Raw genomic sequence first — 15,342 nt, forward strand, 5'->3', positions numbered from 1 at the left:
GACTTCTTTCGAACAATAACCAAAGATTTAACAAAAACGGTATCCGAAATAATAGTGCATTCTGATTTTTCGGGCAGAGACAGCATGAAAAAGAATACATATTACATTATTACTTCGTTTATAGTGTTCATAGTCGCTTTAATCAACTATGGCGCGGTATGCTTAAACCGATATCCCGCCATGCTTATTGTGACGGCTTCTGTCCTGATTGCGGCAACAATAGTCTATATTTTGAGGAGAAGAATCGATGACGCGCCTGTAACCGATGAACTCATCTCAAAGATAAACGAGATGTCGGCAACACGTTCCCTTCAGATTACCTGGATTTTAATTTTTGCAGCCGTGGTTGCCAACCTGAACATTGTCTGGTATATGGATGATCCCGTATTAAGATCCGCTCTGCTTCATCTGGGTATGCCGTTTCTCATCAATCTCGCGATTATGATAATGATATATACCATATTCAGGATTTATTACACGCATAAGTATCTGGGGCTTGGTGACGATGAAGAATCAGATTAAGGTATATCGCGCAAAATACGATCTGACTCAGTGGGATCTGGCGGATGACGTAGGGGTAACCCGTCAGACCATTATCGCAATCGAGAAGAATAAGTATTCGCCATCGCTTGATCTTGCGTTCAGGATTGCCCGACGTTTTAATGCAAAAATAGAAGATGTCTTCCAGTATGAAGGATAAACGGCGATAAGGGAGCAATGCGGACAATTAAAGCCCGCATAAAGACCTTATGCCCCCACAGACATTCATATCCAACCAAATATTTCCATATATCACCAAATAGAACCATACCATCATATAACCCCATATCATTACATCCCCATTTCCAAAACCGGGTAGGGGCTTATCCCGCAACCACGTCTCTATAATCACTTCAAATACTCTGTAAAGAAGCTCTCCAGCTTATCAAACGGAATATAGCCCTTATCTCCGCCATCATAAAGGTCTGTATGGTTTGCACCGGGAATGAGCAGAAGTTCCTTGTTGTCCGTATATCTGCTGTCCTTCGTCATATTTGCATAGGCATCCTTGCCGAAATAGCAGGAATGTGCCGCATCTCCGTGAACAACCAGCACGGCACTCCGAATCTCATTGCTGTACTTAAGAATAGGCTGATTCATAAATGATTCTGTTCCTATCACATTCCAGCCTTCGTTGGAATTTAATGACCTTGCATGATAGCCGCGCCCGGTTTTGTAATAATCGTGATAGTCCTTCAAAAATTGCGGTGCATCGTCAGGAACGATCTCCGGCACACCTCCGCCCGACTTGTATTCTCCGTTTTTCAGATCCTCAAGCCGCTGTGCACACATTGCTTTTCTTTTTTCGTATCTGGCTTCCTCGCTGTCTTCCGCATCGAAATACCCATTTGCACTTACTCTTGTCATGTCATACATGGTAGACGCTACCGTAGCTTTGATTCTTGTATCAAGTGCAGCCGTATTGATTGCCATACCGCCCCAGCCGCAGATTCCGATGATGCCGATACGGTCAGGATCAACCTTATCGTTCAGCGAAAGGAAATCTACTGCCGCCATGAAGTCCTCAGTATTGATATCGGGAGAAGCCATATATCTCACGTTTCCGCCGCTTTCTCCTGTAAAGGAAGGGTCAAAAGCTATCGTGACGAATCCCCTCTCCGCCATAGTCTGCGCATAGAAACCGCTACACTGTTCCTTGACTGCGCCAAAAGGACCGCATACCGCAATGGCGGAAAGCTTTCCTTCCGCATCCTTTGGCACATACATATCCGCTGCGAGCGTGATGCCGTAACGGTTAACAAATGTCACCTTGCTGTGAGCAACTTTCTCGCTCTTGGGAAATGTCTTGTCCCATTCCTGCACCAGTTTCAGCTCTTCTTTTCCGATCATCTTAAATGCCCCGTATTATATTATTATACCCGTTCTTTACATAATCTTATAAATAGGTTCGGGTATGCCGTAAAGATGCTGCGGATTGGCTTATTTTTCCTGCACACACAAATCTTTACAAAAAAGGTCAAAGCATTAGAAAGACGAAAACGGATAAATTCGACACATCTGCGATTGCTATGCTGTTGATGAACGATAATTATTCTTCAATTCAGACGGGCAAATCGGCGGATGAGCAGACGCAGATGCTTTTTGACAATACCAATACGTTTAACGGATGCGGTATCCGAATAATTATTCATTCGGAATTACAAGGCGGAGATAACATGAAAAAAAATAACTATTACATTATTGCCTCGCTTATAATCCTCATCGCCGCCATAATCATCTATGGTGCGGTATCCGTCTGGGGACCTTCCGCAATGCCACTAGTGGCGGCACTGGTCATAATTTCGGCAATAACCATCTACGTTCTGAGGAACAGGATAGACGATGCTCTGGTAACGGACGAGCTCATCTCAAGGATAAACGAGATGGCGGCAACACGCTCCCTTCAGATAACATGGTTATTGCTGTTTGCATCCGTAATCGCCAACCTTTCCCTGATTCTGATAGCGGATAATGATTTATTAAGAACCAGGATGCTTTATCTGGCAATGCCGTTTGTGATCAATCTTGCAATTATGCTCCTGATCTATGCCATCTTCAGGATATACTATACCAAAATGTATACAGGGTCTGAGGACGATGAAGAATCAGATTAAGGTATTTCGTGCGAAATTCGATCTGACGCAGTGGGATCTGGCCGATGACGTGGGAGTAACCCGTCAGACCATTATAGCAATAGAGAAGAATAAGTATGCCCCCTCGCTTGAACTTGCATTCAGGATTGCCCGACGTTTTGATGCGAAGATAGAGGACATATTCCAGTACGACGGCTGAAACCCGACGGCAAAAACGAAAAAAAAGGAACCAACGCCGGCGGCGCTACGGCGCGGTTATCTCCGACATATTCCCATGCCAATTTCCCCACACCGCACTTTTTCTCCCCGATGTTGCATAATGCGAAAATCATTCATTTAACCGAAACGTTATATGACCTGTGCAGGGGGATTTCATTCATTTATATACTCCGCTCCCCACATTATTATTCAGAGAGTGCACTCAGACCCAAAGGTGCAACTGCTCACAAAAAGGATTCCAAATATTGCGAAAATTTAAACCGAAATCTCAGTCAATTGAATTCACAAGTCATCCAAATCATCAAAAACATCCAATCATCCAAAATTCACACAAGATCGGAATTAAATCCGGACATATCCATTAAAAACCATACACAACAGTAAGCAACCATACAAAACCCAACGGCGATTACAAACATAAAACCATAATAGAGGATACGGAACAGCCGTAAAACGGGAGTAAATCTCCTGAATTCCTAAATGTGCATAAAACGGCTGACAATTGCCTGAATACGGGAACAAATTACCCATAACGTTCCAAAGAATTTCGGGCAATCTTCTTCATATTCGTTTCTTCGATCTCTTTTATGCCGATAAGATAACATGCAAAGCTATTTTTATTTCACACTGCTATCTATAGATACTGCACATTATCACGGCGGTCGTTGATCCATATGAATTTGAGAACGGCGGATAAATCGGATATCGATGAACTTGTCAGGCAGAGGCTCGATTATCTTCATCTCGAATACGGCACAATGTCCGATGACCTGCTCGATAAGATAAAGTCGCAGCTGCCCGTGTTTTATGAAAAGCACTTAAACGAGGATTTCTTTGCGTATATCGCCGAAGAAAACGGTCATATCTACTCCTCGGTCTTTCTGCTTGTTCAGGAAAAACCCGCAAATCAGCTCTTCGCAACGGGAAAGACGGGACTTATCCTCAATGTGTTCACGGACGAGAGATACCGCCATCACGGTTTTGCAACCACGCTCTTAAATCGGGTAATCGAGAAGAGCAAAGAGCTTGATCTCTCCTATCTGGAACTGACGGCAACGGATGAGGGGCGACCGCTCTATCAGAAACTCAATTTCGTTCCGAAAGTGCCCCGCCATCCCGAGATGATCCTCCAATTGCAGTGATTTTTCCGATTAGCGGATACTTCGGGATGAGTTTACACTCATGGAATCAATACAAAACATATAATAATGACTAACACTAAGTTTATTAGGCAACATAACAGGGCCCGTAGCATAGTCGGTGGTGCACCCGGCTGATAACCGGGAGGTCGTGCGTTCGAGTCGCACCGGGCCCACTCTTTTTACGCTGTTTTGAAAGATTTTAACTGTACGCAGATTTACGTCCGCAGATTCGGAAAGGATTAAAGTCATCGGATTTACTTCAATGAATTTACGTCAACAGAAAAACGTCAATACAAAAACATCAATGTAAAATAGAATTATTGTTTATTGTGTATTCTGTTCATCTTCGCTCTTGAAAACATAAGCAAGGGTCTTCTCGAGAGACGATACCAGATCGTCGCTTCTCCTGAGATACTGCTCGAACGCCTTATAGAGCATGAACATGATATCAAAGCCGTAAAGATCGAATGCCTCTTCCGCGCTTATCTCGCGGATATACGAATCCGTCATGAACTCGGAATTCGTATACATAATCTCGGAGAAGACACCTTTCTCGGATAAGGCACAGAACTGGGTATCGACCTTCTTCGTCATATCGTCGGGACGATACGGCATCGGATCTGTCTTTCCGAGAATGAACATCTTCTCATCGGAATAAACCTGATCGTACATCTCGCCGTTCGCACCCGCCTTGCCGCGTATGAGAAGATTCACACCCATCTTTTCGGCAAGCGGAGCCGCGGTCCTGCCCATTGCCGAGAGAAGTTCGGCACGGTTCTTCTTCACTTCTTCAGAAAGCTCATCGGCTTTCGCTTTGCCCGCGTCAATCTCGCTGACTATGGCATCAAAGCCTTTTTTTATTATATCCGCAGTCTCGCTGTCCATACTATCGGTTCCTTAATTCATCCGTTACTAAACTATTCGCCGTCAAGATATAAAAGAATATGAAACCGTAAGGAAACAACATGAAACGGATACAATAAATAGGCTGAACTCGAAGCCGGCAAAAAAGCACTCAGACCGTTGACGGTTAACGGTCAAAAAATATCGTGAATATATTCAAAAAGCAGATAGGGAGATTATGCCGGTTTAGCGGCACCGTTGCTGTTGTTGCCGCGAACCAGAATATCATAAAGTATCTTTGCGATATCGACCCAGATAATCAGATAATCGCCGCTGTTCTCGTCTTTGCCGCCGTCTTCCTTCCCTATTTTGATGACGCCCTTAACGTATGCCTCACGCGAGAGTGAATTATCGATCTGATCGACGGAATCCTCTGAGATCCTTCTGACACTGTGGACGTCGTCGACTATAAGTCCCACGTTAGAGCCCTCGGTCGCATCCGGCGCAAGAACGATGATCTTCTTGTCGTCACGCTCTTCCACGGGAAGACCCATGAGATAATTCAGACTGAGAATATTTGTTATCTCACCGCGAAGATTGATAATTCCGGCAATATACTCGGGTGCACGCGGCACGGGAGTAATCGGCATCATCTCCACGATCTCTCTTGTCATTTGGATATCCAGAGCATAGTTTACTCCCGATATCTCAAATTGCACAATATCTATCACTGTACCTCCTCCTGTTTTTCTACGAATTAAAATTAAAGTTCAGGTGATTGTTTCAGCACTTGAACTTCGCATTCGCATTCTCAAGGTTCTTGACAAGGTTACCGACTTCGTGGATTGCACTGGAGATCTCCTCAATTGAAGCACTCTCCTCCTCGGCAAGTGCGGCAAGCTCCTCGGTCTCCTTCTGAACCTCACGGGTCTTCTGTGTACCGCTGTCGGCAGCCTTTACGATGTTATTGGAGATATTTGCCTGATCCTCGATAGCACGGGTAATCTCGCCGATATCGTTGGTGACCTGACCGGACTTCGCAATGATTGTATTGAGTGCGACGATTGTCTTGTTGACGCTGTCGACACCCTCGACAATCTCCTTGTTTGCCGCGATGATTGCCTCGGCGGTCTTCTCGCTGCTCGCCTGAACCACGGAGACAACGCTCTCGATGGTCTCGGTTGCCGCACGGGCCTCTGCCGCAAGGTTCTTGACCTCGCCGGCAACTACGGCGAATCCGCGACCGTGTTCACCGGCACGTGCCGCTTCAATAGCCGCATTGAGTGCCAGCAGGTTGATCTGACCCGCGATTGCATTGATCATCCTTACGACATTGCTGACTTCCTTGATCTTCTCGGAGAGCTCGGAGATACTCTGGACACTGCCGCTTGCAATCTTCTCGACATTGTTCATCTTTATGTTTGCATCGTTACCGAGGGACTGTGCCTCCTTACCGATGTCGACAACCTGATTCGCCGCGTTGAAGACTTCCTGTGACGTACTTGCAATCTCCTCGTTGGATGCCGAGAGATCGGATATCTGGTTGCTGATCTCCTCAATGCTCTGGAAGAGTGCGGTTGTCAGGTCGGCAGCTCTCTGACTTGCGCCGGCAACGCTCTCTGCAGCCTTTGCAATCTCATCGGTTCCCTTAATGATCTCGCCGGAGGTCTGGGAGACCTGCATTGTGACCTTGTTGGACTCGCGGACATTCTCTGAGACCTTCTCGCCGATATTGTTAAGCGACTGCTTGAACTTGTCGAAGTCGCCCTTTACGGCGATATCCTCGGAGAATCTGGCAGAGAAGTCGCCTGCCGCGTAGAACTCCGAGATCTGCATTGCTTCGTTCAGCGGTGTGGCAACAGACTCCATGAGTTTGTTCAGGTCCTGACCGAGCAGGTTGAAGAGACCCTGATAGACATCGGCATCGATACGGTATTCGAGTTTACCGTCAATACCCGCATTCGCAAGTTTCTCGATATCGGTGATGACACCTGCAAGAACATCTCTGAGACGCTGGACCGAGTTGAAGATCTCGACAAACTGCGCACGCATCTCCTTTGTGTATACGTCGGCATCGTTGACGTCAAGCTGCAGACCGTCCTTGTTTCCTGTTGCCAGAGATTCAAGGCTTGCGGCTATACGCTGGACATGGACATCCATGTACTCGCTCTGGGTGACCTCGGGTGTTCTGTCCTGATAGATGTAGTAGTTGACATCAATCTCGCCCTTATCGTCAACAATAGGCGTCTGGAAGAGTCTGAGGTAACTCTTTGTTCCGTCTTCCCATTTGACCGTCATGTCCGAGATTTCATTCTTCTTGGAGTTGAATGACTCATAGAAGTCGGCACCTGTGACCTCGACGTTGAAGTCATAGAGCTTCTTTGCCATCAGTTCATCGTAACTGCCGTGCCAGATCTTCTCGTACTGCTTGTTAAGGTCAAGCCTGTGCTTGTCGGGAGCGAGTACGGCAATACCCTGCGGGTTGTTTCTGACAAAGGCATCGGCACGTCTCTGAAGCTTTGCGGAGTTGTCGATCTCTTTACGCAGTTCGGTGATATCGTTGTAGACCGTAAGGATACTGTCCACCTTGCCGCCGGCTGTGAGGAGCGGTATATTGTATCTCTCGACATCCTTGTCGCCGCTGGGGAATCTGACTGCCGCTTCGCCGTGGCTTGCGGTCTTTGTCTCAAGTGTCTCCTTGACGGATTTACCCGCCTGCTTGAGATATATCATATCCTTTATTGTAAGGTTGGCTGCTTCCTCAGGCGTGTATCCGGACAGTTTGAGGAATGCCTTGTTTGTAACCTCGGCTTTCATATCGGTATTCCAGATGACAATCGGCATCGGGTTTTCCTGGACGATTGCATCCGTGCGCTGCTGAAGCGTCTTGATGGACTCCAGCTGCTCGGTCATCTCGGTTAAGTCCTGATAGATGTAGTAGTTGACATCGATCTCGCCGTCTTCGTTGAGGATTGGGGTCTGGAAGAGTCTGAGGTAGCTGAACGAGCCGTCTTCCCACTTGATCTTCATGTCAGAGACTGCCTTCTTCTTGGTCTCGAAGGACTTGTAGAAGTCGTCGCCCGTTACTTCAATGTTGAAGTCGTAGAGCTTCTTTGCCATCAGCTCATCGTAGGTGCCGTGCCAGATTCTCTCGTATTCCTTGTTAAGGTCGAGTCTGTGCTTGTCGGGAGCGAGTACGGCAATACCCTGCGGGTTGTCGGTTACGAAGAGTTCCGCACGTCTCTGGAGTGCCTTGTTCGACTCGATCTGTGCCTTCATCTCGGTTAAGTCCTGGTAGATGTAGTAGTTGACATCGATCTCGCCGTTTTCGTCAAGGATAGGTGTCTGGAAGAGTCTGAGGTAGCTGAACGTGCCGTCTTCCCACTTGATCTTCATGTCGGAGACTGCCTTCTTCTTGGTCTCGAAGGACTTGTAGAAGTCGTCGCCCGTGACCTCGATGTTGAAGTCGTAGAGCTTCTTTGCCATCAGCTCGTCGTATGTGCCGTGCCAGATTCTCTCGTATTCCTTGTTAAGGTCGAGTCTGTGCTTGTCGGGAGCGAGTACGGCAATACCCTGCGGGTTGTCGGTTACGAAGAGTTCCGCACGTCTCTGAAGTGCTCTGTTGACCTTCTCTTCTTCCTTGATTGTCGTCATCAGCTCTGCGATGATTTCGGCTATTTCCTTTTCATCACCGGAATAATCGTTGGGATTTACCACAGCGGAATTCCTGTCTGCCAAAAATTTCTTTACTGTACTTTTTAGATCAGATATTGACATAACAAAAGTCTCCCTATTATTAAAATAGACTATTACTCAAAGACATATATTATTTATGTCTTTGTCAATCAAAAAACGAAATAATATTTTGCGCAATCCTTTTCGGTTAACGGATTAAGGAATATATCAGCCCCCTTAAGCGCGTTTGTTTCCCATAAACCGACCGCATTTTTGAGCCGATGCGGAAAGGTCACGAAGGCACGGACGGTGCCCTCAACCTCACGTGAATACCCGTAAACTTCCCGTGAACTTCCCGTAAACATGCAGTAAACTTACGATAAAGATACGGTAAACATAAGGCTATACAATGCACCCAAACCAGAAAGGAACTTTTCACACGGTTTCGGCTATAAGATAATGCCTGTGGTGGTCGATAATCCGCAGATCGAGTTTTTTGCCGAGCGGAAGGTCTTCTTTTACCACGATATTGTTATAGTATCGGTCGCGTGCCACAATCGTTCCCGCCATCTTCTTCTCGGTGACGGCGGCATGAACGGTGCGCCCTATCATCGCGGCATTGTTGGCGTCATAGATTTTGTTTGCGGCAATTGTGAGCATTCTGGAACGATTCTTTTTTATCCAGTCCGGCATGTCGTAATACTTGGCGGCAGGTGTCCCTTCGCGGAGTGAAAAACGCGTTATATTGACTTTTGTGGGTTTTACTTCCTCAATGAGCGAGAGGGTTTCGTTAAAGTCCTCCTCGGTCTCGGTCGGATAGCCGACTATGAAGTCGGTCGAAATTCTGGCATCGGGAATCCGTCTGCGAAATGCGCCGACAACGTCTATGAACTGCTCGCGGGTATATCCGCGGTTCATGGTCTCAAGGACATGGTTCGAGCCGGACTGAACGGGGAGATGAATAAAGGCATAGATCTTTTCGAGGGTGAACGCCTCCGCTATTTCGTCGATATGCGGCATCACGGTCGCGGGGTTCATCATGCCGACTCTGACGGCAAAGTTGCCGTCGATGTCATTGACGGCGGTGAGAAGCTCTCCGAGGTTGCTGCCGATATCCGCTCCCCATGCACTGACATCCTGTCCCGTAAGCTGTATCTCCGAGACGCCGGCGGCAACCTGCCTCTTTACCTCCGCAATTATGCGCTCTTTACCGAAACTGCGAAGGCGCCCGCGTGCAAACCGCGTTATGCAATAGGCACAGGCTCCGAGACAGCCCGTACCTATCTGAACGATTCCAGTGTTTCCGAAAGCAACGCCGCCGACACGCTCCGAGTTCTCATAAATTTCGTCGGGCATTATGAGATGAATATCGGGACGCAGTTCAAGGAGTTTCTCTCTCTGAACCACGGGCATGCATCCCGTTACATAGACTTCCTTATCCGCATAATCGTTTATTGCCCGTATCATCGCCCTCTCGGTCTGCGATACGACGGTACAGGTGTTTATCACGACGGCATCGGCGTCTTTCGCGTTTTCGGCGATGACACAGCCGTTAGCCGCGGCTATCTCCTTTATTTTTTCCGTATCGGCAAAATTGAAGGTGCATCCGTATGTCTCAAAGAATACGGATTTGTTTCTTAGGGTATGCATGAATCTGAATCGTATACGCTCTCTTCATTTCCCGAACATGCCGAAGAAGAGCGTGAAGAAATCATCGAAGAAACCGTACATTCTCTGCATCTCCGAGCGTATTGGCTGGGTGCCGGGTATTCCGAAGATTCGGTCTCCTTTGGAGAGTTTTGAACTCTTGGTTTTATCGCTTTCACTGCCGGCGGCTACCGTGGGTGTCGCTGTCGGCGCCACGGTCTTTGAAGCGGCGGTTACCGTAATGTAGTTGCTCCTCGTCGCCGTGTAGGTCTTGGATTTCTCATCCGTGACCGTCATCTTGACCGTGTACGTACCCGCACTCTGATACACATGCGAAATTACCCTGCCGTAGGATACCGCAGTGCCGTCACCGAAATTCCACGCATATTCATCGATATCGTAGGTATTGTCGGGATCGGGTTTGGCTTCGAAACGCACGTTGAGCGGCGCCGTTCCGCTTGTCGGCGATGCCGTGAAGGTCGCAGACAGTCCCGAACTGACCGTGATATAGTCCGTCTCGGTCTTGGTATTGGACTTGCCGTTCTTATCGGTTACCGTCAGCGATACGGTGTATTTACCGCCATCTTCAAACTTATATGTTAAATCCTGAGTACTTGCGGTCTTTACGGTCGAACCGCCGGAGTTCGTAATCTTCCACGACCACGAGGTTATGGTCGCGTTGCTCGATGCGGCAGGCTTGGATTTATCGACGAACTTAACTTCCAGCGGGGCATTGCCGCTTCTTGACGAAGAACTCGCCACGTCGAAGTTTGCCGTCGGATAGAGACCTTCATCGACTACAATATAATCTTTCTTCGTAACTGTATCCGAGTTGGACGTTTTCGTCGAACTGTCCGTATCGCTGACCATAAGCGTTACTGTATACTTACCCACTTTAGTGTATTTGTGAGTCGGATTTTGCTCATAAACCGGTGAACTACCGTCGCCGAAATCCCATTTCCAGAAATCAATCGTCGCACCCGTAACTGAATTCTTTGAGGATTTATCTGTAAACTTGACCTCCAGAGGCGCTCCGCCAGATGTCGGATCCGCACTGAAATCGGCGGTTAACCCTTTTATACTGATAGGCTGCTCGGCTGTTTTGGTCTGACCGCCAACAGTGGTAATTTTCATTTTGACGGTATATGTTCCGGAATTCTTATACTCATAAGTACCTGACTTCGAGGCAGATGTCGCCTTGGAAGAAGTATTGCCTGCATCAAAATCCCAGAGTCTTGACTTGACATATTCATCCGGGACACCCGTTTTATCCTCGAAATTAATCTTATATGTGCCTGCAACAGCATCTACGGAAATTTTAGGCTCAAGTTTAGGCTCCGCGATTGTAACCGTTTTTGTCTCGGTCGGATTTTTAAGAGTTACACCTTTTGGCGGAGTCGCGGTAACCGTGATTGTTTTAGTGCCTGTTGTACCAAAAGTAAATGTTCCGCTTTTCGCCTCGGGACTACCTTCACCGTTAAAGTCCCACTTATATGTCGCAGTTCCATATGAGACGGTAGCGGCATATTCCAACTTCAGGAAGTCCGACCATGTTTTTCCGGGCGTAAGTGTAATGTTTAAGGTTGCGGTTTTATCCACCGTGGATGTTGCGTTGGGTTGCGTAGTCGGAGCGGTTGTTACGGTAGGTGTTGCTGTGGGTGCTGTGGTAGTGGTTCCCGTAGGTGTGGGTGTCACTGTAGCGGTTGAAGTCGCTGTTGTTGGTGCTTCAGTAGGTGTTTCGGTAGGTGTTTCAGTAGGTGTTTCAGTAGGTGTTTCAGTAGGTGTTTCAGTAGGTGTTTCAGTAGGTGTTTCGGTAGGCGGTTCGGTATCCGTAGTTGTCGGGGTCGAAGTCGGTGTGTCTGTGGTGTTACCTTCGCCGTCAGCATATACAGGTACAACAGCAAAAAGAAGTAAAAAGATAATCAGCAATCCCGACAGGATCAGCATCTTTGATTTTTTCACGGACTTTCCCGAGGTATCGGCAGTTCTGCACGATGAACCGCAAAATGCGGAGTCATCCGTGCGGGACGGGGAATTATAATATGAATCTGAACGGCTTAACTTCATGGAGAAACACTTGCGGACGGTATATTATTGTAATAATTTTCACACGCAATCAATAATATTCTTTATGCAATTTCTTAAATTTACGGCAGGATGATATCGCCGGCAAAAATACGCAAAAATCTATTTAACATAAAATATCATTAGTAATTATCCGGATCATACGGAAAAACGGTGATAATCATGACTGAAGAAGTATCAACCAGCTGTACCGCGGTTTCGTTAAGTATTACACCCGAATGGTGGACATTCGTGTTAACCGGAATCATAGCGGTAATCCTTGGTTTCCTCGCATTTACGTGGACGCCGGCATTCATACTTTCGTTAGGATACCTTATCGGAATAATGGTCATTGCATGGAGTGTAATCTCCATAATTCAGGGAATTACGACTAAAGAAGGAACGGGCGCAAGACTTGCGCTTTTGATACTCGGCATTCTCGGACTGATAGTCGGCATATTCGTCTTTACGGACATACTTGCGACATGGCTACTTGTCAACTACCTTGTCGCCATATGGGCATTCATGACGGGATTTTCGAATATACTGATGGGATTTTACGGCACTTTCGGAAACGGTTACAAAGCGCTGCTCATCATAGCGGGTATCATCTCGGTACTTCTTGCAATCTACCTTATCGTATATCCGTTCATCGGTAACGTCATACTCTTCCAGGTATTCGGACTCTTCGCGATGATCTGGGGAATCATGCACGTGGCAACCGGCATCGTCGCAAAATGTGCAAAAGGTGCATCACAGTAAGCAGAAATCCGAACGGAAATGACAAAACCGAAACTAAAAATCTCAAAACTCAAAAATATAAAATCTAAAATCTAAAATCCAAAATCCTTTTTTATTGCCCGAGTTTTATCATCCTACGTGCAATACGCGCAATCTCATGTAAACGGCGGGGAAGATATTGCAAAACAGCGTGCAAAACAGCGAAAGCTAAATGAATGAAAATAAGAAGCGAAATAAATTATAGTATGAGATTCTGCCGGATTCTCAGATGATTGTCCAGCTTACCGCCTGTGACGGGGAATCCTCCTTTTTACTGACGACAAAGCGGCAGAAACCGTCGCCCGCGGCATAACAGTGCGTCTCTACCGCCTCATACCGCTCCTGCTTCTGAATCGAGAAGACCTCGGAGAGAAGTCCCGCATCGAAATAACAGACGGGTCTGCCCATATGCGGCAGCGACTGGCATTCATAGCAGCCCTTTACGGTAAGCACGAACGGAGAGATCTGGTCGACGGTGACCGTTCCAAGCTCGTTTCCGGAGAAGAATACCGCAAGATTCTCTAAGAATACATCGTCCGAACTGTCGCAGACGAGCTTAGCGACGTATTTGCCGACCGAGGTCCCCGCCGCATACATGATGGGCTCAACGTTAACGCCGTTATCGATAAGTCCCGTGCGTATCGAGTTGAAGATGACGCGAAATACCTTTGCGGGATCGTCAAACCTTGTGAGGGACAGCTCCGGCATTATCGGAGTCATGGGCGGCTCGTTTGCGGACGGTCCCGTAACAACGCCCAGGAACTTGGCGCCGAGGCTCAGGACTTTGCGCCTCGCATCTTCCTCGTCAATCCTTTCAACCAGAAGACCGTCGTCTATAAGAGACCTGATCTGAACGGAGATCGTCGACTTGGCTTTGCCTATCTCGTCGACAACCTCATCGAATCGGGATTCCTTATTCAGAATAATACTGAGAATCTTTATTTTAGCCGGACTGTCGACTAATATAGTACGGTTATTCTTTGAAAAAATAAGCGCTTCGGGAAGTTTTTCCGGCACGGCTCTGGCAATCATAGCAAAGGTCACTCCAAATTACATATACTATGAACTTACATAATATAATTGTTCGGTTTATGGCTAATTATTAACGCAACTATAAACTAAACGCAAGTAATATATAGATTTATACATTTGTATAATTCGGCAATTATTATTTTAGCCGCAACCAATTCAGCCGCACCCGTAATATGATGCGCAAACGCAGTCCGCGGCAATCAGGGATCAAAAAAGATTTTGAAATTTTTCGGATGAGAGATATCAAAAAAGGGAACTGTCCTGTCAGAATGACTGCGCCGAACTCTCCATCCAGCTGTCGAGAATGACCATCGCGGTCATGCATTCGGCGACCACGAGAATTCTCGGCACAATGCAGGGGTCATGCCTGCCTTTTACCGATATTTCGGCGTTATTGCCGTCGGCATCAATCGTCTCCTGAACTTTCGAGATCGACGGCGTCGGCTTTACGGCGAAACGGATGACGATATCGTTTCCGTTCGAGATGCCGCCGAGGATACCGCCCGCATGATTGGAGAGATACGGCGTCCCCGCGGATTTGTCCGACCGCGACCGCATGCAGTCATTGTTCTCGCTTCCGAAGGCGTCTGCGGCAGAAAAACCGTCGCCTATCTCAACGCCCTTCACCGCACCTACGGACATGACTGCGTCGGCAATCAGTGCGTCGAGCTTTCCGAAGACGGGGTTTCCTATGCCTGCCGGAAGCCCGCTGACCGTTATCTCGGCAACTCCGCCTACCGAATCGCCGTTCCCCTTCGCCGCAAGAATCTCGGATTCAAACTTTTCCGGCGCGGTTTCGCCGTGAATCGAGACGATTTTGCTCCGAACGGTGACGCCGCGCTCCGCAAGTATCTTCACGGCAAGAGAGCCGCCGAGAACGCGGGCGACCGTTTCGCGTCCCGAACTGCGCCCGCCGCCGCGCCAGTCGCGGTTTTCGTGCCCGTATCTTGCATCATATGTATAATCGGCATGTCCGGGGCGGCAGAGGTCTTTGATGGCTTCGTAGTCGCCGCTGTTCTGATTGGTATTTCTGACGATTATCGCAACCGGCGTTCCCGTCGTCTTCCCGTTAAAGACGCCCGAAAGAATCTCGGGCATATCCTCCTCTTTGCGCGGGGTGGAGAGCGGACTTAAACCCGGGCGCCGTCTCTGAAGAAGCGGGATTATATCTTCTTCGCGGAAAGGAATCCCCGACGGCGCTCCGTCAATCACAACGCCCAGTGCCTTTCCGTGACTCTCGCCGAAAGTCGTGCATCTGTAAAATCTGCCGAATGTGTTCATATCAGTTACTCCTCTGTTTACCCGTT

The 15,342-nt window shown here is 47.7% G+C and carries 15 protein-coding genes and 1 tRNA gene; 8 read left to right on the plus strand and 8 right to left on the minus strand.

From position 1 onward, the window contains the following. The first annotated feature begins 84 nt into the window (after positions 1–84). Positions 85–522: a DUF2178 domain-containing protein gene (locus T502_RS04905; protein WP_084173050.1), complete on the plus strand. Its 438-nt coding sequence runs from the start codon at positions 85–87 to the stop codon at positions 520–522. Further along, positions 506–700 (plus strand): helix-turn-helix transcriptional regulator, encoded by a 195-nt coding sequence (locus T502_RS04910; protein ID WP_042706031.1) that lies wholly within the window; start codon positions 506–508, stop codon positions 698–700. The genes T502_RS04905 and T502_RS04910 overlap by 17 nt, the downstream gene beginning before the upstream one ends. Before the next feature lie 188 nt (positions 701–888). Here T502_RS04910 and T502_RS04915 read toward each other — a convergent pair whose 3' ends face one another. Next, positions 889–1,890, minus strand: coding sequence for an alpha/beta hydrolase (locus T502_RS04915; RefSeq protein WP_042706032.1), 1,002 nt, complete (start codon positions 1,888–1,890; stop codon positions 889–891). Between the two features lie 326 nt (positions 1,891–2,216). Here T502_RS04915 and T502_RS04920 point away from each other — a divergent pair, with 326 nt between their 5' ends. The 4 genes from T502_RS04920 to T502_RS04935 all read left to right on the plus strand — a co-directional run bounded on the left by T502_RS04920 (position 2,217) and on the right by T502_RS04935 (position 4,167). Further along, positions 2,217–2,654: a DUF2178 domain-containing protein gene (locus T502_RS04920; RefSeq protein ID WP_169736980.1), complete on the plus strand. Its 438-nt coding sequence runs from the start codon at positions 2,217–2,219 to the stop codon at positions 2,652–2,654. Continuing rightward, on the plus strand, positions 2,638–2,832 hold the full coding sequence (locus T502_RS04925) for a helix-turn-helix transcriptional regulator (protein ID WP_042706034.1): 195 nt from the start codon (positions 2,638–2,640) through the stop codon (positions 2,830–2,832). The genes T502_RS04920 and T502_RS04925 overlap by 17 nt, the downstream gene beginning before the upstream one ends. Positions 2,833–3,526: 694 nt before the next feature. Continuing rightward, entirely contained in the window at positions 3,527–3,994 is a 468-nt protein-coding gene (locus tag T502_RS04930) for a GNAT family N-acetyltransferase (protein ID WP_042706035.1), read from the plus strand. A 100-nt stretch (positions 3,995–4,094) separates the two neighbouring features. Continuing rightward, a tRNA-Ile gene (locus T502_RS04935) sits at positions 4,095–4,167 on the plus strand. 151 nt (positions 4,168–4,318) lie between these two features. Here T502_RS04935 and T502_RS04940 read toward each other — a convergent pair. The 5 genes from T502_RS04940 to T502_RS04965 form a co-directional block, all read right to left on the minus strand. Next, positions 4,319–4,879: a hypothetical protein gene (locus T502_RS04940; RefSeq protein ID WP_042706036.1), complete on the minus strand. Its 561-nt coding sequence runs from the start codon at positions 4,877–4,879 to the stop codon at positions 4,319–4,321. 194 nt (positions 4,880–5,073) lie between these two features. Beyond that, positions 5,074–5,568, minus strand: coding sequence for a chemotaxis protein CheW (locus tag T502_RS04945; RefSeq protein ID WP_042706037.1), 495 nt, complete (start codon positions 5,566–5,568; stop codon positions 5,074–5,076). A gap of 52 nt (positions 5,569–5,620) precedes the next feature. Further along, complete coding sequence (locus tag T502_RS04950; protein WP_084173052.1) at positions 5,621–8,614, minus strand: methyl-accepting chemotaxis protein; 2,994 nt, start codon at positions 8,612–8,614, stop codon at positions 5,621–5,623. Between the two features lie 333 nt (positions 8,615–8,947). Next, entirely contained in the window at positions 8,948–10,162 is a 1,215-nt protein-coding gene (locus T502_RS04960) for a tRNA (N(6)-L-threonylcarbamoyladenosine(37)-C(2))-methylthiotransferase (protein WP_042706039.1), read from the minus strand. Between the two features lie 24 nt (positions 10,163–10,186). Next, complete coding sequence (locus T502_RS04965; RefSeq protein WP_042706040.1) at positions 10,187–11,758, minus strand: PKD domain-containing protein; 1,572 nt, start codon at positions 11,756–11,758, stop codon at positions 10,187–10,189. A 13-nt stretch (positions 11,759–11,771) separates the two neighbouring features. Between T502_RS04965 and T502_RS08885 the strand changes: the two genes are divergently transcribed. Together T502_RS08885 and T502_RS04975 are read left to right on the plus strand one after the other, a co-directional pair. After that, a complete protein-coding gene (locus T502_RS08885) occupies positions 11,772–12,200 on the plus strand; it encodes a hypothetical protein (RefSeq protein ID WP_157197470.1) in 429 nt (142 codons plus the stop codon). 206 nt (positions 12,201–12,406) lie between these two features. Further along, entirely contained in the window at positions 12,407–12,985 is a 579-nt protein-coding gene (locus T502_RS04975; RefSeq protein ID WP_042706041.1) for an HdeD family acid-resistance protein, read from the plus strand. 243 nt (positions 12,986–13,228) lie between these two features. Here T502_RS04975 and T502_RS04980 read toward each other — a convergent pair whose 3' ends face one another. Next, positions 13,229–14,035, minus strand: coding sequence for a V4R domain-containing protein (locus tag T502_RS04980; RefSeq protein ID WP_042706042.1), 807 nt, complete (start codon positions 14,033–14,035; stop codon positions 13,229–13,231). 264 nt (positions 14,036–14,299) lie between these two features. Beyond that, positions 14,300–15,316, minus strand: coding sequence for a chorismate synthase (locus tag T502_RS04985; protein ID WP_042706043.1), 1,017 nt, complete (start codon positions 15,314–15,316; stop codon positions 14,300–14,302). Positions 15,317–15,342: the final 26 nt, after the last annotated feature.

Origin of the sequence: Methanomicrobium mobile BP (genome assembly GCF_000711215.1) — an archaeon.
GTDB lineage: Archaea > Halobacteriota > Methanomicrobia > Methanomicrobiales > Methanomicrobiaceae > Methanomicrobium > Methanomicrobium mobile.